This window comes from Qipengyuania sp. NPDC077563, assembly GCF_044901345.1.
GTDB lineage: Bacteria > Pseudomonadota > Alphaproteobacteria > Sphingomonadales > Sphingomonadaceae > Qipengyuania > Qipengyuania aestuarii.
On sequence record NZ_JBJDPC010000003.1, the window covers coordinates 535348 to 551589 of the forward strand.

The following is a 16242-nucleotide window of genomic DNA, read 5'->3' on the forward strand; positions in this document are numbered from 1 at the left end:
CCTGACGCCGGAAACCGCCCTTGCCATGCTCGAGGAATTTTACGCTGAGGTGCGCTCCAAGCGCTCCACCATTCAGCATCGACAGCGCGTGGATGAACGGATAGGGCGCAAGGGAACTGGGAATGGTGGAGCCCGCATGAAGATCGTTATCGGTAACAAGAACTACTCCAGCTGGAGCCTGCGCGGCTGGCTGGCGGCCAAGCAGTCCGGCCTGTCCTTCGACGAAATCGTCGTCCCCTTGTATGGCGAGGATTGGGAAGCGACCCGGCAGGGCGGCGAGATCATGCCGTCATCGGGCAAGGTCCCGCTGCTGTGGGACGGGGAAACCGTGGTCTGGGACAGCCTCGCCATGCTCGAATACCTGTCCGACAAGGTGGGGCGCGACCGGTTCTGGCCCAAGGACGAGACCGCACGCGGCATGGCGCGATCGATGGTCGCCGAAATGCATTCCTCCTTCCAGGCCCTGCGCGGCGAATGCCCGATGAACGTGCGCAAGCGCTTCGACGGTTTCACGCCGAGCGAGGCCTGCCGCTCCGACATCCTGCGCATCCTCACTCTGTGGGCCGAAGCGCGCAGCCGGTTCGGCAGCGGCGGCCCTTATCTCTTCGGCACCTTCGGCGCGGCGGACGTCTTTTTCGCCCCCGTCGTCAGCCGCTTCATCAGCTATCAGATTGCCGTCCCCGGCTTCGCGGCGGCCTATATGCAGGCCTTATGGGAGCATGAGTGGATGCAGGCGTGGATCACCGCATCGGAAAACGAAGAATGGGTCATCGAACAATACGAAACCGTTTCCTGACACTGCTGGCAGCGCTGGCTGCGCTGCTGCCCGCGCAGGCCATGGCATGGGGCGATTACGCCCACCGCACCACTGCATCGATCGCGCTTGCGAATGTGAAGCCGGAAACGCGGGCCGCCATCGCGCGCCTGCTGAAGGCCGCGCCCGAGCTGGGCGTACCCGATTGCGAGCTTGCGAGTCTCGAAGATGCCGCTTCCTGGCCCGATTGCCTGCGCAGCGATTACTGGCGCTGGGGCTATACCTTCGCTTGGCATTACCGCACCGCGCCGGTCTGTGAAGCCTATGATCCGCGCGCCAATTGCTCGGGGCAGAACTGCATCCTCGCCCAGATCGAGCGTAACGAGCGTATCCTTGCCGATGAAAGCCTGCCCGCCAATGTGCGGCTGGAGGCGCTGACCTTCCTCATCCATTTCATCGGCGACGTACATATGCCGCTGCATTCGGGCGATCACGGTGACCGCGGCGGCAATGACAATACGACCGCCTATGGCATTGCGCCGGGGTTGAACCTGCACTGGATCTGGGACGGGCCGCTGGCCGAACGCGCCATCACGTCTTCGCCCACGCCGCTGGTGCGCCGCTATTCCGTAGCGGAGCGGGCTGAACTGGGCGGCGGAACCTCCGCCGACTGGGGGCGGGAGAGCTGGGAAACGGCGCGTGACTTCGTCTATCCCAATGCTTTCGACCGCGCCCCCTGCGATGGCGAGGAACTGCCCGATGAAACGGCGCTGACGCAGGAGGATATCGAGCGTGCGATCCCGATCTTGCGCAGGCGGGTGACGCAGGCCGGGATCCGCATGGCGGAATATCTGGACAAGGCCTTCGCGCCGGGACCCTTGGCTGATGAAGAGGCCCGATGAGTAGGTCGGGTGACGGACGTGATCAGGGTGCGCGCTTGGTCGGATAAGGCGTGCCGTCCCGCTTGAAATAGCCTTCGGGGGTGAAGACCATGTCGATGTCGGGATATTCGCCGCGGTCCTCATCACGATCTCCGGCACTCACGGCGATGAAGACGCAGGGCTTGTCGGACCGGTTGTGAAGGCGGTGGCCATTGCGGTCTCCCGCCGGCCAGGCGAGGATATCGCCCGCATGGACCGGCACTTCGCCCTGATCCTCGATCAGCACGGCCTCGCCCTGCAGGAAGATGAGCAGCTCGTCCTGCCCCTCGTGCCAGTGCCGCTGTGAGGAATAGGCACCCGGGTCCAGGACCACATGGCTGGCCCCGAGTTTGGTAAACCCGGCAGCAGGAGCAAGGTGCCGATATCTCCGGCCTGCGACGTCCTGGTCGTAGGGCGGCGGATAGCCGGTTGCATTGGTCTGGGGAATGGCGTCGAGATCGAGCTTGGGCATTGGCACACTCTCCTGCTAGCGGAGGCAACATGACCGAAGTCCTCGATCTCGCCAAGCGCCTGATGTCCGCCCGCAGCGTCACGCCCGCCACCGGGTCGGTTTTCGACGAGCTGGAGGCCATGCTCGCCCCGCTCGGCTTCGAAGTCACACGGTTCACGCGCGGAGCGGGTGAGGAAGGAACGCCAGAAGCGCCGGTGGAAAACCTCTTCGCCATTCGCAAGGGCCCTCCGGGATCGCGCCACTTCGCATTCGCCGGTCATCTCGACGTCGTCCCGCCGGGCGGCGGCTGGGCGAGCGAGCCGTTTGCCCCCGAAGTGCGCGGCGATCTGCTCTACGGCCGCGGCGCGGTCGACATGAAGGGCGCCATCGCCTGCATGGTCGATGCCGTGGCGCAGGTCCCGGCCGATGCGGGCACGCTCAGTTTCATCATTACCGGCGACGAGGAAGGCCCCGCGCTGCACGGCACCCGCGCGCTGATCGATTTCATGCGCGAGGCGAGCCACCAGCCCGACCTGTGCCTCGTCGGCGAGCCAACTAGCGTGAACCGGCTGGGCGACATGATGAAGATCGGCCGCCGCGGTTCGGTCAACATCTGGCTGGAAGTGCAGGGCACGCAGGGCCACGTCGCCTATCCGCATCTGGCCGACAATCCGATTCCCAAACTGGTCGCGATGCTGGCCGAACTCGATGCGCTGGTGCTCGACGAAGGGACCGACTGGTTCCAGCCGAGCAATCTGGAAGTGACCGACCTCGAAGTTGGCAATCCGGCGCATAACGTCATTCCCGAGGCCGCAAAGGCACGGCTCTCGATCCGCTTCAACGATTGCCATTCGGGCGCCTCGCTGTCGGAGAAAGTCGCAGCGGTGGCCCAGAGACACGGGGGCACCGCGCTGCCAATCATCAGCGGCGAGCCGTTCCTGACTCCGCCGGGTGCGTTTTCCGACATCATCGCCGCGGCGGTGAAAGCGGAAACGGGGCTCGAACCCGAACCCTCCACAACCGGCGGCACCTCCGACGCGCGCTTCCTGCGCAGCGTATGCCCGGTGATCGAATTCGGCCTCTGCAACGCGACCATGCACAAGCGCGACGAGGCTGTGGCAGTCGATGATCTGGCGACGCTCAGCCGCATCTATGCGCGCATCGCCCGCGCAGCGTTGAGCGCAGAATAGGCAGTCATGGCGAGGTGCCGGGGCGCTGGGGCAATCCATGCCGCTTTGCATTCGCCGCGAACTGCGCCATGGATTGCCGCGCGGCTGCGCCGCTCACAATGACGACATGAGGGGATGACAGTTTGCTGAAGACCTGGTTCGAAATTCCGCTGTGGCAGCGCGTCGTCACCGCGCTCCTCCTGGGCGTGCTGACGGGCTATGCCTGGGGTCCCGAGGCGGAAAGCATCAAATGGATCGGCGATTTCTTCATCAAGTCGATCAAGATGCTGGTCGTGCCGCTGATCTTCTTCAGCCTGGTCAGCGGCGTCGCGGCGATCGGCGACCTGCGCAAGCTAGGCGCGGTGGGCGGTCGGGCGATGCTGTTGTTCGTCGTCACCGGGCAGATTGCCGTCTGGCTCGGCCTCGCGCTTGGCACCATCATCGCTCCCGGAGCGGGCGTCGATACCAGTGCGATCGAGATGGGCACCACGCCCGAACCCAATCCCACCACGGCGGTGGACATGATCCTGTCGATCGTGCCCGAAAGCCCGGTGCAGGTTATGGCAGACGTGTCGGTGCTGCCGCTAATCGTCTTCAGCCTGCTGATCGGCATCGGTATCCTGATGGCCAAGGAAGACGGCCTGCCGGTGCAGAAGGTGTTCGATAGCGGTGCCGTGATCATGCAGAAGGTGACCATGGTGGTGATGGAACTCACCCCCTTCGGCGTCTTCGCGCTGATGGCTTGGGTTGCGGGCACACTGGGCTTGGATGCGCTCGTCGCGCTCTCGAAACTGGTCGCGCTGAACTATGCCGGCTGCCTGCTGATAATCTTCGTCATGTATTCGGCGATGATCAAATTCCTCGCCAAGCTGCCGGTGCGCGATTTTTTCCGCGGCATCGTCGATGCGATGGCGGTCAGCTATTCCACTGCCAGCTCCAACGCCACGCTGCCTGTGACGCTGCGCTGTGCGGAGCGGAATCTCGGCGTGTCGAATTCGGTCGCCAGCTTCGTGATCGCGCTGGGGGCGACCATCAACATGAACGGCACGGCGATGTATCTCGGCCTCGCCACGCTGTTCGGCGCGCAGATTTTCGGCGTGGATCTGAGCTGGGGCGACTACTTCCTCATCTCGATTCTCGCGACTCTCGGCGCGGTCGGTGCGGCAGGCATTCCGGGCGCAGGGCTGATCATGATGGCGCTGGTATTCGGCGCGGTGGGCGTGCCGCTGGAAACGATCGCCTTCGTGGCCGGCGTGGACCGGATCATGGACATGATGCGCACCACCACCAACGTCAGCGGCGATGCTGCCGTGGCGACGACGGTGGCCGTGATGACGGGCGAGATCGACCGGCGCGAAATGGTCTCGGCAGACGATGTCTAGGCGGTCAGCCGCCGCGGCAGCGGTGCTGATCGCGACGCTCACCGCCTGCACACCGCAGGCGGGCGGGAGCGGGGGTGGAGACCGCGCATCCGGGTGCGCGGGCACATTGATCACCGTGCCCGAGAACGGCTCGGGATTTACGGTGCCACAACTGATGGCTCATGCCAGCGCGATGGGCATGAACCAGCAGGAAGCGGAAACGCTGATCTATCTCGAGGGCATCGCACCTCAGGCAACCCTGCAACCGGGCGAGAGGATTTGCCTCGACGGGAAGCCGGACCGCTAACGACCCTTCGGCTTCTCCAACACCTTTTTGCGGTAGCTGCAAAGGTCAACCACCGGGCAGCGCCAGCATTCGGGCGTGCGGGCCTTGCAAACATAGCGGCCATGCAGGATCAGCCAGTGATGCGCGCCTAACCGGAAGGGCTGGGGCACGCGCTTCTCGAGCTTCACCTCGACCTGCTCGGGCGTCTTTCCCTTCGCAAGGCCCGTACGGTTGCCGACGCGCAGGATATGCGTGTCGACAGCGAAGGTCTCATGCCCGAACCAGCAATTGAGGACGACATTGGCCGTCTTGCGGCCGACGCCCGGCAGGCGGACGAGGTCCTCGCGCGTGTCCGGCACTTCGCCGCCATATTCGGCCACCAGCAGTTCGCTCAGCGCGATGACGTTCTTCGCCTTGGAATTGAACAGGCCGATGGTCTTGATGTGCTCCTTCAGCCCGTCCTCGCCCAGCGCGATCATTTGCGCGGGGGTTTCGACTTCGCGGAATAGCGCACGCGTGGCCTTGTTGACCCCGACGTCGGTCGCCTGGGCAGACAGTGCCACTGCGACCACCAACTGGTAAGCATTCCCATATTCCAGCTCGGTTTCTGGCGAGGGATTGTCCTCCGCCAGGCGGCGAAAGAACTCGAAGATCTGATCCTTGGTCATATGTGCAAATCAGATGCCCAGAACCTGATCCATGGAATACCGGCCCGTCTCGCGTGTGCGGAGCCACTCGGCTGCGCGGATTGCTCCGCGAGCGAAAATGGCGCGGTTCTCTGCGCTATGGGACAGTGTGATGCGTTCTTCTTCGCCAGCCAGGATGACGCTGTGTTCCCCGGCAACAGTGCCACCGCGCAGAGCGGCGAAGCCGATCGCACCTTCACTACGCGGACCAGTCGCACCATCGCGCCCGCTTTCGCTATTGGTTGCAAGATCGATACCCCGTCCGCCGGCGGCAGCGTCCCCAAGGAGCAGCGCGGTCCCGGACGGAGCGTCCACCTTGCGGCGATGATGCATTTCGAGAATTTCGATGTCCCACCCCTTGCCGAGCCGCTGAGCGGCTTCGCGAACGAGGTGAGCAAGGAGGGTCACTCCAAGAGACGTGTTGCCCGTCTGGAGCACCGGAATGGCGTGCGCGGCCTGATCGATTGCATCGTGATGTTTGCGCTCGAGCCCGGTGGTGCCAATCACGATCGGGATTCCGGCCCCGACCGCTGCATGCAGATTGGATTGCAGGGCGGCCGGCGCGGAGAAATCGACCAGCAGGTCCGATACATCGGCCAGCTTGCCGACATCGTCGCCCTTGTCCGCGCCGCCCGAGAAATCGTGGCCGGACTCTTCTATGACGCGGCGCAACACCTCACCCATCGCGCCTTTGCTTCCGATGACACCAATATTCGCCAAGCTGACCTCCGTTCGGGCTGAGCTTGTCATAGCTCCGTTTGGTTCGTTAACGTGTGGCTAGAAGATAAGACGCCCTTTCGACAAGCGTGGGGCGACCGGGAGCCGAAACTTGTCCGATTCTATCCGCAACATCGTCATTCTCACAGGCGCCGGGATTTCGGCGGAAAGCGGTATCGACACCTTTCGTGACGGCGGCGGCCTGTGGGAACAGCACAGGGTGGAAGACGTCGCAACGCCCGAAGGCTTCGCACGCGACCCCGCTCTCGTGCAGCGCTTCTACGATGCACGGCGCGAGGCGGTGCAAAAGGTGGAGCCGAACGCAGCTCACCGGGCGCTGGCCGAGCTGGATGCGGAGTGGGAAGGCGATTTGCTGATTGTGACGCAGAACGTCGACGACCTGCATGAACGGGCCGGGGCCAAACGCGTACTTCATATGCATGGCGAATTGCTCAGCGCCTTATGCGCCAGCTGCGGGCAGCGGCATAAATGGAGTGAACCGCTTGTCGGCAGCCCTGCATGCCCAGATTGCGGCGCAGAGGCACTGCGTCCCGATGTCGTCTGGTTCGGCGAGATGCCTTACGAGATGGACCGCATTTATGAAGAACTGCGACGCGCTGACTTGTTCGTCAGCATCGGCACTAGCGGGGCGGTCTATCCGGCTGCGGGCTTCGTCCGAGATGCACGAGAATTCGGTGCGCATACGCTGGAGCTCAACTTACAGCGCAGCGAGGGATCCTACTGGTTCGACGAGACCCGGAAGGGAAGGGCGAGCGAACTGGTCCCGGAATGGGTCGCAGAAGTGCTCGGGTAAGCGTTACTCCAGCGGTCTGGCAAAGCCATGCATCACCAGCCAGTCGGTGAAGGCATCGAACCAGCCGGTGCTTGTTGTTTCCTTCTGATACATGCCGAAGCCATGACCGCCCTGCTCGTAATAATGGAATTCGACCGCCGCGCCCGCGTCTTTCCATGAGGTCACGATGCCGAAGTCGGTCGTGTTGAAGAGCGGATCGTCGGCCGCAAGGGCGATAAATAATGGCGGCTTTTCGGCCGGCACGTCAAGCGGACCGAGCGGGCCGTAGATATCAGCCAGGAACGCCGGTTTGGCGCTCTCGCTGGTAATCGCGGTCGCCATCGTCAGTGCGGCGCCGGCCGAAAATCCGATCATACCGATCCGGTCCGGGTCTACGCCCCATGCTGCTGCATTGACGCGGATCAAGGCGAAAGCAGCCTCCGCGTCCTCGATCATCGGGCCGATGCTGGCCATGCGCTGATCCAGCATTGGTCTTGCGTTCTCGCCCGGATCCGTGGCGGGGCGCGGAGGCGGCAATGAGGCGAATTCTTGGAGGTCGGCGGGTGTCTGGTTAAGTCTATATTTCAAAACGAAGGCGGAAACGCCCCGCTCGTTCAGGGCTTGGGCTACCTGCCACCCTTCGTTTTCCATCGAGAGCGTACGAAAACCGCCGCCCGGGGCGACGATTACCGCGCTGCCTGTCGCAATCGCCGGATCGGCGAGAAAGGGCGTCACCGTGGAGTCGACCACGTTCCGGGCAAACACGCTTCCATATTGGGAATGCCAGCTTTCCGCTGTGGTCGCCCCCGGCATCGAACCGGTGCCGAGAGCGATCGCATCGGCTTGTTCAGGTGTGGCTATAGCGGTCATCCGGTCGGCTTGAGCCGACGCCGGAGTTGCCGCGATCATAGCAAATGCCGCCAGCTGGCTGGTCAAAAGGTTTCGGAACATGGCCAAGATCCTCTCTGCGGCAGTATTACCTGCCCGGTCTCGCGCGAAGTTACTGTGGCTTCCGAACACGTCAACCAGCTCGTTCGCGGCAGGAGAGATCCCTGGGCTGCTAGTGGCCGCAGCCCGAACATGCGGGATCTTTCGTGATCACGAATTGGCGCATGCCCGGTTTAATGCCGTCGAGTAGATTGACCCGGCTCCATTGCGAATCGCCATAGGCGCTCACTCCGTCGAGGAGGAGGCGAACCGCGTGCAGCGCGGCAAAGCTTCCGACCCAGCCTGCCATCGCGCCCAGCATGCCATCTTCGGCACAGGTATCGCAATCGTCGGCATCGAAAGCATCGCCGACGAAACAGCGGTAACAGGCTTCGTCGGGCAAATGCCCTGCGAAAGCGGCGACTTGCCCCTGAAAGCGCCCGACTGCAGCTGACAGCAATGGCACGCCGGCTTTCACGCAGGCGTCGGAGACAGCGAGCCGAGTGGCGAAATTGTCGGTCCCGTCGAGCACAAGGTCAGCATCGGCAACAAGCGTGGCGGCGCGGGCGGGATCGATACGGCGATCACTGATTTCGACATCGAGCGCAGGGTCGAACAGCGTGACCCATCGCTTTGCAGAGATGGCCTTACCGTGGCCCACGTCACGCTCGTTATAAAGCGTCTGCCGCTGTAGGTTGCTGAGATCGACCTTGTCGTCGTCGACGAGGGTCAGCTTCCCGATCCCAGCGGCAGCGAGGTATTGCAACGCGGGGCTGCCGATCCCACCCAAGCCGATGAGCACGAGATGTTTTTCTGCCAGCGCCATTTGCCCAGCGCCGCCCACTTCAGGCAAGACGATGTGCCGGGCAAAGCGATCGAGACGTTCGGGCGTGAGACTCACAGGTTTTCTCCGTTCGCGCGTTCCCGCTTGAAGCCGTGCATCCCGTTCCACCACTGCAGAGCGATGACGGCTCCTTTGGATGGTTGCAGCAGGGCGATGAGCATCACCAGTGCAAGCGGAATGATGATGGCGAGCAACGCCATGGGGGATAGCGAATAGCTGACCACGAGCGTGATGATGACGGGGGCGAGCAAATGCCCGCTCACGAAAATTCCGATATAAGCTGGAAGGTCGTCCGCCCGCTGTCCGGTGATATCGAGATCACACACGCTGCAGCGATCGACAGGCTTCAGCCATTTGCGGAACAATTTGCCGTCGCCGCATCGCGGGCAGCGGCATAATGTGCCCCGCCACAAGGCGGAGGGGAGCGTTTTGGGCAGACTGATCGGCTTGCTCATGCCTGCCCCTTTGGACGCTCCCATGCACGCTGTCGACAAGGCTGTGCAAGGCCTGTCGACCAACGGTGCCTACGATGTGGACTGGTCAGCTTTCCAGCTGGCGCAGGAGGCTTCTCACATCGCCGTCCATATCAGCATCGCGCTGGCGCAAATCCTCGATCAGGCGCACGGCGTGGATGACCGTCGAATGGTCGCGCCCGCCGAATTTGCGGCCAATCTCGGGATAGCTGCGCGGGGTGAGTACCTTTGACAGGTACATGGCGACCTGGCGCGGGCGCACCACCGCACGCGCACGGCGCTTCGAACTCATTTCGCTGCGATCAATGCGGTAGAACTGGCAGACGGTCCGCTGGATCTCGTCGATCGTGATCCGGCGGCGATTGGCAGACAGGATATCCGTCAGCTGCTCTTCGGCCAACTGCAGGGAGACTTCCTGTCCCGTGAGCTGCGCATAGGCGATCAGCTTGTTCAGTCCCCCGACCAGCTCACGCACGTTTCGCGTGATGGTACGCGCGAGAAATTCCAGCACGTCTTCCGGTACGGCCAGCGGTGCGAACTTGCTCAGTTTGGAGTGAAGGATTTTCTTGCGCAGTTCGATGTCGGCGGGCTGGATGTCCGCCACCAAGCCCATCGAAAGGCGCGACAGCAGGCGCGGTTCCACACCGTCGAGAGCCTGCGGCGCGCGATCGGCTGCGAAGACGAGGCGTTTGCCTTCCGCCAGAAGTGCATCGATCGTGTAGAGCAGTTCTTCCTGAGCCGAGGCCTTGCCGATAATGAACTGGATGTCGTCGACCAGCAGCAAGTCAAAGCTGCGCAGCCGCGCCTTGAACTCAATCATACGGTTGGCCTTCAGGGCCTGCACGAATTCCACCATGAAGCGCTCGGCGCTGCAGTAGAAGATGCGGCTGCGGCTGTGTGTCTGAAGGAATGTGTGTCCGATGGCATGCAGGAGATGGGTCTTGCCCTGTCCGGTGGCGCCCTTGAGGTAAAGCGGGCTGAATTGCGGCTTTTCTGTCGCAGACATGCGCTGGGCCGCGTTGAACGCGAGAATATTCGCCTCGCCGGTCACGAAGGCGGCAAAGGTCAGGCTGGCGTCGAGGCCCACCGAAGAGGTGAAGCCGGTATCTCCCAGAGTATCGGCACCGATTGCCATCATCGAAGTGTCGGCATCGTTCGCAGGGCGACGGCCGTTGCTGTGAAGACGCAGATCGGCAACCTGGCGCCGGCCAGGGTGAACCGAAATGGCGACCTGACGCACTTCGCTGCGCGCGATTTTCCACGCCAGACTCAGCCGGTCGGCAAAGCGATCCTTGACCCAATTGGCGCTGAATTCGGTCGGAAGAAACAGATCGAGCGTGCCGGTCTCAGAATCGATCCGGCCAAGCTGTATGGGCTTGATCCACTGGCTGTGAAGCTGGTGCCCCAAATCCTTGCGCAGGCCTTGGCTGATATCTGCCCAATCGGCTGCCAGGTTTACGGCTTCCAGGTCTTCCATTTCGTTATTTGCCTTCCGCTTGCCAGCAAGCTCGCCTGATTTCGCCATTGGAGTGTAGATCCCCGAGTGACCGTACGGTCGTCCAAAAGTTAAGTGGGCCAGAGGGAGTGCGCGCATAGCTTCGCCGCTACCCGGAATCGCGTGATTCTCGGGTGGTCCCTCCCCTTGGCCGTCGATATGAATACCCGGGCTGTCCCCCCCGAGCAGATCCATTGTGTAGGTCGCAGCAGCGATGAGTCGCAAGGGGGATAACAGCAAAAAATCTGAAATAATCTAGTTGACTCAACGTGACCCCGCAGCCCTCCGTGGATGCCTTTGAAAAAGCTTCGATTTAACGAAATGGGGCTGACGAATCGCAGTATTTCCGCCGATTTCATTACGGCTCGGAGACACTTTGATTTCAAAGTACAACCCGAATACGACAAAAGGGGCCGCCGCGTTTTGCGACGACCCCTCACGTGTCTGTGTTCGGCCGAAGCCGCTTAAAAATCAGAGCGCGGCAACGCGCTTCGACAGGCGGCTCATCTTACGAGCTGCAGTGTTCTTGTGCATCACGCCGCGAGCAACACCGCGAGCCATTTCCGGCTGAGCATTGCGGAGGGCGGTCTGGGCAGCATCCTTGTCGCCAGCTTCGAGCGCGGTCTCAACCTTCTTAACGTAGTTGCGGATGCGGCTCATGCGCGCACCGTTGACTTCGGCGCGGCGGTTGTTGCGACGGATGCGCTTCTTGGCTTGCGGCGTATTGGCCATATCTGTCCTCGATCAGGCCGCGACAAAAAGCGGCTGGAATTCAATTGGGCGTGTCGAAAAAGGCGGATTAACCGCCGGAAAGCGGCGCACTTAGCGATGGGATACCGAATCGTCAAGCAAAAGCGGAACCGCAACTGGCGCGCCCTGTTGCCCTTATATGGAAGCAGATGAGATGAAGGACAAGCTGTGAGCGATAAAGTCGAAAAATCGGAAGCCGAGTGGCGCGAAGAGCTAACCCCTGAGCAATATCGCATCTTGCGGGAAAAAGGGACGGAGCGCGCCTTCACCGGCAAGTATGACAAGAACAAGGCTGATGGGGAATATCACTGCGCTGCCTGCGGTCAGCTCTTGTTCGAAAGCGCGGACAAATATGACAGCGGCTCCGGGTGGCCGAGTTTTACGGCGCCGGCCGAAAGCGCCGCAGTGGAAGAGCACCGCGATGTCACTCATGGCATGATCAGGACTGAGGTTACCTGTTCCAACTGCGAAGGGCACCTTGGCCATGTGTTTCCGGATGGCCCCGGCGAGAATGGCCTTCGCTATTGTATCAACTCTGCAGCACTCGAATTCGAACCAGACGACTAAGGGGGCGGCTTGCGGCCTCCGTACGATTCGTTAAGCCGAGGTTCCGTCTCGCCATGGGAGATTGTGGCGGATATAGGGCCGTGCGCCTGGAACATGAGGGAAGCCGCAGGGAATGGATAAGAGAGGCAGCCGCCGTAAACGCAGCCAGCGATCGGAGCGTGCGCGGCGGGCGGCAGAAGAGGGGTGGGGGGAAACCAGCCGCGTGAAGGTCTGGTTTCGCAGGATGCTTCTGTGGGGTACAGGCATCGCTGTCCTCGGCTTGATTTTTCTCGCTATCGCAGTGGCGTTCGCAGCCCGGTCCTTGCCGAGTTATTATCAACTCAAGGCAACCCAGAATGCGCAGACCATTGTCGTGCGCGCGCGAGATGGCTCCGAACTCGTCGAACTTGGCCCTAGTTATGGCAAGTGGATCACCGCTAACGAGATCCCGCAGGTCATGAAAGATGCCATGATCTCTGTAGAGGACCGGCGATTCTATTCGCATCCCGGCGTGGACCCTTATGGCCTGACGCGCGCCGTATATGTGTGGGCGACGGGTGAGAACCGGCTCGGCGCCACCTCCACCATTACCCAGCAGCTTGCGCGCAATGTTTTCCTCAACAGCAATCGTTCGCTCGATCGCAAGCTTCGCGAAGCCATCCTGGCTATGGCGATGGAATGGAAGTTCTCAAAAGAACAGATCCTCGAACTCTATCTCAACAAGGTCTATTTCGGCGGCGGCGCTTACGGTATCGATTCCGCGAGCCGGAACTTCTTCAGCCATCCGGCGACCGAGCTGTCGACTGCCGAAGCGGCGATTATCGCAGGGCTGGTGAAGGCACCCAGCCGCTATTCCCCCACCGCCGACGTCAATGCGGCGGTCAGCCGTGCAAGCGTGGTCCTGCAATTGATGCGCGAGCAGGGCCGTATCAGCGCGAGCGAGGCACAAGTTGATGTATCGGCGGTCAAGCTTAAGCCGGAGCAGGGGACCAACTCGGTGCGCTATTTTACCGATTGGGCGCTCCCGCAACTGGATCTCCTGCTGCCCGAAACTTTCGAACCGATCGAAGTGTGGACCACGCTGGATCCCGGGATGCAGAAAGCTGCGACTGCTGCGGTAGCGGGCAATGCCCCCGAAGGAGCGCAAGGCGCATTGGTCAGTCTTGATCGCGACGGCGCCATCTTGGCTCTCGTCGGAGGGACCGATTATGTCGAGACGAATTACAATCGGGCGACAAATGCCCTCCGCCAGCCGGGTTCGAGCTGGAAGCTGTTCGTTTACCTCGCCGCGCTGGAGGCGGGTTATACCCCTGATGATCGCGTAGTGGATACAAAGGTCTCGATCGGCGGCTGGAGTCCCAACAATTCGAATGGGCGAAACATCGGCGAGACTAATCTGCGGACCGCTTTCGCCTATTCGATCAACACGGTAGCCGCCCAGCTCGGCAACGAAGTCGGATTCGGTTCGGTGGCGTCCATGGCTCGCCGCTTCGGTATCACTACCCCGATCAATACCTATCCGGCGATGGTACTTGGTTCAAACGAAGTGCGCCTGCTGGATATGACCCGCGCATTCGCGGCGATCTCGGCCGGCGGCAATTCGGTAACCCCTTATGGGATCGTCAAAGTCACGACGACGGATGGAGAGGTGCTTTATCAGCACCGCCGCGCCCGCAGTACACAAATCATTCCCGATAACGTGACGCGGGGCATCACCGATCTTCTGCAGACCGCAGTCCAGACCGGAACGGGGCGTGCTGCGCAAATCGGGCGTCCGGTCGCGGGTAAGACAGGGACCACGAGTTCGAACAAGGACGGTTATTTCGTCGGGTTTTCATCGGGCGTCACCACCGGTGTATGGATGGGCCGGGACGATAACCGACGGGTCGGCGGTTTGCAGGGAGGCCGCGCCCCGGCACAGGCCTTTGCTGCTTTCATGCGCTATGCGGTGAAGGACCGCCCGGTGGAAGAATTTGAGACCGAAGTTCAGGTGCCGGAATGGCAGCTGGATGAAGAGGATGACTTCTTCTTCGGCGACCCGGATGATTATTACTACATCGACGAGCAGGGCAATCTGATCGAGCCTGGCCGAAGCGAGGGGCCAGAGGGGGCGTTGCCGGGACCGCGTGACGAGCCAGAGGACGGCTCGGGCGTGGAGGTTATCCGACCGCAGCAGCCAAGAGTTCAGCGCGTCCCACCGCCGCGGCCGCAACCATCGACGGGGCGCGGAGAAGATGGCGCTCCGCAAGCGATCGACGACGATTTTCTTGACGGCGTGATCGGACGGGATCGTTAGAGGCGATCTTCCTCATCCTGCTCAAGGTTAGGCGACTTCCGACTAGGTACGAAAAAGCCCTCCCAACGCGTATCGGGAGGGCTCTATTTTCGAGCACTACTTTGGTTCGGATCAGCGAAGGCGAATAGCCACATATTGCGGCGAACCACCGCGACGCTGGATCCGAAGAAGAACCGCATCACGGTTTTCGGCCTTGGCCGAGCGGACCGCAGTCTCGAGATCAGCAACCGACGTCATCGGACGGTAGTTTGCCGTCAGGATGATGTCCCCACGCTGGAGGCCCTTGCGAGCCGCGTCGGAATTTTGGTCAACTGAAGCGATCACAAGTCCGCGCGTGTCAGATCCGGCACCAAGCTGGCGTGCAATCTGCGGCGTCAGTTCCAGCACCTGCAGACCGACACTCTCCTGGATGACTTCGCTGTCGCTGGGCGACATGTCGTCTTCCGGCTCCGCGTCGGGATCGAACATCTGACTGCGTCGCATCTCTTCTTCGCTCGGGCGCTTGCCCACGGTCACATTGACCCGGCGGCGTTCACCGTCACGGATCACATCCAGCGGAATTGACGTGCCCGGTGCGATATTGGCGACGAGGTAGGACAGCGTCTGATCAGGTGTTACGTCCTTCCCATTGACGCGAAGGACGATGTCGCCCGCTTCGATGCCGCCGCGATCGGCCGGTTCGCCGGGCTGCACCATCTGGACGATCTCGCCGCGATTGCGCGCAAGGCCGAGCGAGGAGGCGACGTCCTCGGTCACCGGCTGGATTTGGATGCCCAGATAGCCGCGCTCGATCTCGACGCCGCGCCGGAGCTTGTCGACGATAGGGGCCGCGGTTTCAGCAGGAATCGCAAAGCCGATGCCCACGCTTCCGCCGGTGGGCGAAATGATGGCGTTGTTGATGCCGATGACGTTGCCCTGCATGTCGAACAGCGGTCCACCGGAGTTGCCGCGGTTGATGCTGGCATCGGTCTGCAGATAGCGGTCGTAGGCGCCGCTGCCTGCGTTTCGCAGAACGCTGGAAACAATCCCGCTCGTCACGGTTCCGCCGAGGCCGAAGGGATTGCCGATGGCGATCACCCAGTCACCCACACGGGCCTGGCTGGAATCGCCGAAGGTCACGAAGGGGAAAGCTTCGCGCCGGTTGACTTTGAGGACGGCGAGGTCGGACGCCGCATCGGTGCCGACCAATTCGGCTTCGTATTCGGTGCCGTCCGGCAGGGTCACGGTGATTTCTTCGACAGAGCCACGCCCGGTCGGGCTGACGACGTGATTATTGGTCACGACATAGCCGTCGGAAGAGATGATAAAGCCCGAGCCGAGCGACTGTCCCTCACGATACTGGGGTTCGCTGTCTTGCTGCCCGCGACGGCGGTTGAACATGCCCTCGAACGGGGTTCCGGCGAAAGGATTGCCGCCGGTCTGAACCTCAATTCGCTGGCGCGTCGAAATATTCACCACGGCCGGCTGCAGTTGCTCGGTCAGATCGGCGAAACTTTCGGGCGCCCCGGCACGCGGGACGACGCGCGCGATCTGCGAATCGTCGTTTTGGGCGACCTGCGCCCCGGCCGGGAACCCGGCGAGGGAAAGGGCAGCGCCACCGGCCAAAAGGGTGGCAGTTACGGAATAAGCGTATCGCACTTTTTTCACGTCCTCTTTCAAATCCTCTTTGACTTCGTTCGGAGCCAGCACGCTTTCACAAAACGCTCCGGCTTCGGCAGTTCCGCTGCGTAGACTGCGGCCTAGCGCTGAATGCCTCTTGAACGGCAGGGTAGTA

17 protein-coding genes are annotated in these 16242 nt (G+C 62.0%); 8 read left to right on the forward strand and 9 right to left on the reverse strand.

Annotated elements, in window-relative coordinates:
* The first annotated feature begins 136 nt into the window (after positions 1–136).
* Both ACI2I1_RS13760 and ACI2I1_RS13765 read left to right on the forward strand, forming a co-directional pair.
* A complete protein-coding gene (locus ACI2I1_RS13760; protein WP_221544121.1) occupies positions 137–796 on the forward strand; it encodes a glutathione S-transferase family protein in 660 nt (219 codons plus the stop codon).
* A complete protein-coding gene (locus ACI2I1_RS13765) occupies positions 763–1656 on the forward strand; it encodes a S1/P1 nuclease (protein ID WP_404679553.1) in 894 nt (297 codons plus the stop codon). The genes ACI2I1_RS13760 and ACI2I1_RS13765 overlap by 34 nt, the downstream gene beginning before the upstream one ends.
* Before the next feature lie 22 nt (positions 1657–1678).
* Here the strand turns inward: ACI2I1_RS13765 and ACI2I1_RS13770 are convergent, their stop codons facing one another.
* Positions 1679–2146 carry a cupin domain-containing protein gene (locus ACI2I1_RS13770; RefSeq protein ID WP_404679554.1) on the reverse strand — a complete coding sequence of 156 codons (468 nt, stop codon included), beginning with the start codon at positions 2144–2146 and terminating at the stop codon, positions 1679–1681.
* 29 nt (positions 2147–2175) lie between these two features.
* Between ACI2I1_RS13770 and dapE the strand changes: the two genes are divergently transcribed.
* From dapE to ACI2I1_RS13785, 3 genes are all read left to right on the forward strand, one after another.
* Positions 2176–3315, forward strand: coding sequence for a succinyl-diaminopimelate desuccinylase (gene dapE, locus ACI2I1_RS13775; protein WP_404679555.1), 1140 nt, complete (start codon positions 2176–2178; stop codon positions 3313–3315).
* Positions 3316–3437: 122 nt separating this feature from the next.
* Complete coding sequence (locus ACI2I1_RS13780) at positions 3438–4676, forward strand: dicarboxylate/amino acid:cation symporter (RefSeq protein ID WP_404679556.1); 1239 nt, start codon at positions 3438–3440, stop codon at positions 4674–4676.
* Positions 4669–4962 (forward strand): hypothetical protein, encoded by a 294-nt coding sequence (locus ACI2I1_RS13785; protein ID WP_404679557.1) that lies wholly within the window; start codon positions 4669–4671, stop codon positions 4960–4962. The genes ACI2I1_RS13780 and ACI2I1_RS13785 overlap by 8 nt, the downstream gene beginning before the upstream one ends.
* Here ACI2I1_RS13785 and nth read toward each other — a convergent pair.
* Both nth and dapB read right to left on the reverse strand, forming a co-directional pair.
* On the reverse strand, positions 4959–5609 hold the full coding sequence (gene nth / locus ACI2I1_RS13790; protein WP_404679558.1) for an endonuclease III: 651 nt from the start codon (positions 5607–5609) through the stop codon (positions 4959–4961). The two genes, ACI2I1_RS13785 and nth, sit on opposite strands and share 4 nt — an antisense overlap.
* Before the next feature lie 9 nt (positions 5610–5618).
* Complete coding sequence (dapB, locus tag ACI2I1_RS13795) at positions 5619–6347, reverse strand: 4-hydroxy-tetrahydrodipicolinate reductase (protein WP_404679559.1); 729 nt, start codon at positions 6345–6347, stop codon at positions 5619–5621.
* 109 nt (positions 6348–6456) lie between these two features.
* On the opposite strand from dapB, the gene ACI2I1_RS13800 reads away from it, so the two are divergent.
* Positions 6457–7158, forward strand: a complete 702-nt coding sequence (locus tag ACI2I1_RS13800) for an NAD-dependent deacylase (protein WP_404679560.1) — start codon at positions 6457–6459, stop codon at positions 7156–7158.
* A 3-nt stretch (positions 7159–7161) separates the two neighbouring features.
* On the opposite strand, the gene ACI2I1_RS13805 is transcribed toward ACI2I1_RS13800, so the two are convergent.
* The 5 genes from ACI2I1_RS13805 to rpsT all read right to left on the reverse strand — a co-directional run bounded on the left by ACI2I1_RS13805 (position 7162) and on the right by rpsT (position 11608).
* Complete coding sequence (locus ACI2I1_RS13805; RefSeq protein WP_404679561.1) at positions 7162–8088, reverse strand: alpha/beta hydrolase; 927 nt, start codon at positions 8086–8088, stop codon at positions 7162–7164.
* Positions 8089–8197: 109 nt separating this feature from the next.
* Positions 8198–8965 (reverse strand): HesA/MoeB/ThiF family protein, encoded by a 768-nt coding sequence (locus ACI2I1_RS13810; RefSeq protein ID WP_404679562.1) that lies wholly within the window; start codon positions 8963–8965, stop codon positions 8198–8200.
* A complete protein-coding gene (locus ACI2I1_RS13815) occupies positions 8962–9363 on the reverse strand; it encodes a DUF983 domain-containing protein (protein WP_404679563.1) in 402 nt (133 codons plus the stop codon). Before ACI2I1_RS13815 ends, ACI2I1_RS13810 begins: the two co-directional genes overlap by 4 nt.
* A gap of 85 nt (positions 9364–9448) precedes the next feature.
* A complete protein-coding gene (dnaA, locus tag ACI2I1_RS13820) occupies positions 9449–10906 on the reverse strand; it encodes a chromosomal replication initiator protein DnaA (protein ID WP_404679564.1) in 1458 nt (485 codons plus the stop codon).
* A 441-nt stretch (positions 10907–11347) separates the two neighbouring features.
* Complete coding sequence (rpsT, locus tag ACI2I1_RS13825) at positions 11348–11608, reverse strand: 30S ribosomal protein S20 (protein ID WP_221543522.1); 261 nt, start codon at positions 11606–11608, stop codon at positions 11348–11350.
* Between the two features lie 186 nt (positions 11609–11794).
* On the opposite strand from rpsT, the gene msrB reads away from it, so the two are divergent.
* Together msrB and ACI2I1_RS13835 are read left to right on the forward strand one after the other, a co-directional pair.
* Positions 11795–12193, forward strand: coding sequence for a peptide-methionine (R)-S-oxide reductase MsrB (gene msrB / locus ACI2I1_RS13830; protein ID WP_404679565.1), 399 nt, complete (start codon positions 11795–11797; stop codon positions 12191–12193).
* Between the two features lie 112 nt (positions 12194–12305).
* A complete protein-coding gene (locus tag ACI2I1_RS13835; protein ID WP_404679566.1) occupies positions 12306–14468 on the forward strand; it encodes a transglycosylase domain-containing protein in 2163 nt (720 codons plus the stop codon).
* 111 nt (positions 14469–14579) lie between these two features.
* Here ACI2I1_RS13835 and ACI2I1_RS13840 read toward each other — a convergent pair whose 3' ends face one another.
* Complete coding sequence (locus tag ACI2I1_RS13840; protein WP_221544120.1) at positions 14580–16106, reverse strand: Do family serine endopeptidase; 1527 nt, start codon at positions 16104–16106, stop codon at positions 14580–14582.
* Positions 16107–16242: the final 136 nt, after the last annotated feature.

Bases quoted from the DNA above. Each gene is read 5' to 3' on its own strand.
- ACI2I1_RS13760 (WP_221544121.1), top strand. From the start codon at position 137: ATGAAGATCGTTATCGGTAACAAGAACTACTCCAGCTGGAGCCTGCGC.
- ACI2I1_RS13765 (WP_404679553.1), top strand. From the start codon at position 763: ATGGGTCATCGAACAATACGAAACCGTTTCCTGACACTGCTGGCAGCG.
- ACI2I1_RS13770 (WP_404679554.1), bottom strand. From the start codon at position 2,146: ATGCCCAAGCTCGATCTCGACGCCATTCCCCAGACCAATGCAACCGGC.
- dapE (WP_404679555.1), top strand. From the start codon at position 2,176: ATGACCGAAGTCCTCGATCTCGCCAAGCGCCTGATGTCCGCCCGCAGC.
- ACI2I1_RS13785 (WP_404679557.1), top strand. From the start codon at position 4,669: ATGTCTAGGCGGTCAGCCGCCGCGGCAGCGGTGCTGATCGCGACGCTC.
- nth (WP_404679558.1), bottom strand. From the start codon at position 5,609: ATGACCAAGGATCAGATCTTCGAGTTCTTTCGCCGCCTGGCGGAGGAC.
- ACI2I1_RS13805 (WP_404679561.1), bottom strand. From the start codon at position 8,088: ATGTTCCGAAACCTTTTGACCAGCCAGCTGGCGGCATTTGCTATGATC.
- ACI2I1_RS13815 (WP_404679563.1), bottom strand. From the start codon at position 9,363: ATGAGCAAGCCGATCAGTCTGCCCAAAACGCTCCCCTCCGCCTTGTGG.
- dnaA (WP_404679564.1), bottom strand. From the start codon at position 10,906: ATGGCGAAATCAGGCGAGCTTGCTGGCAAGCGGAAGGCAAATAACGAA.
- rpsT (WP_221543522.1), bottom strand. From the start codon at position 11,608: ATGGCCAATACGCCGCAAGCCAAGAAGCGCATCCGTCGCAACAACCGC.
- ACI2I1_RS13835 (WP_404679566.1), top strand. From the start codon at position 12,306: ATGGATAAGAGAGGCAGCCGCCGTAAACGCAGCCAGCGATCGGAGCGT.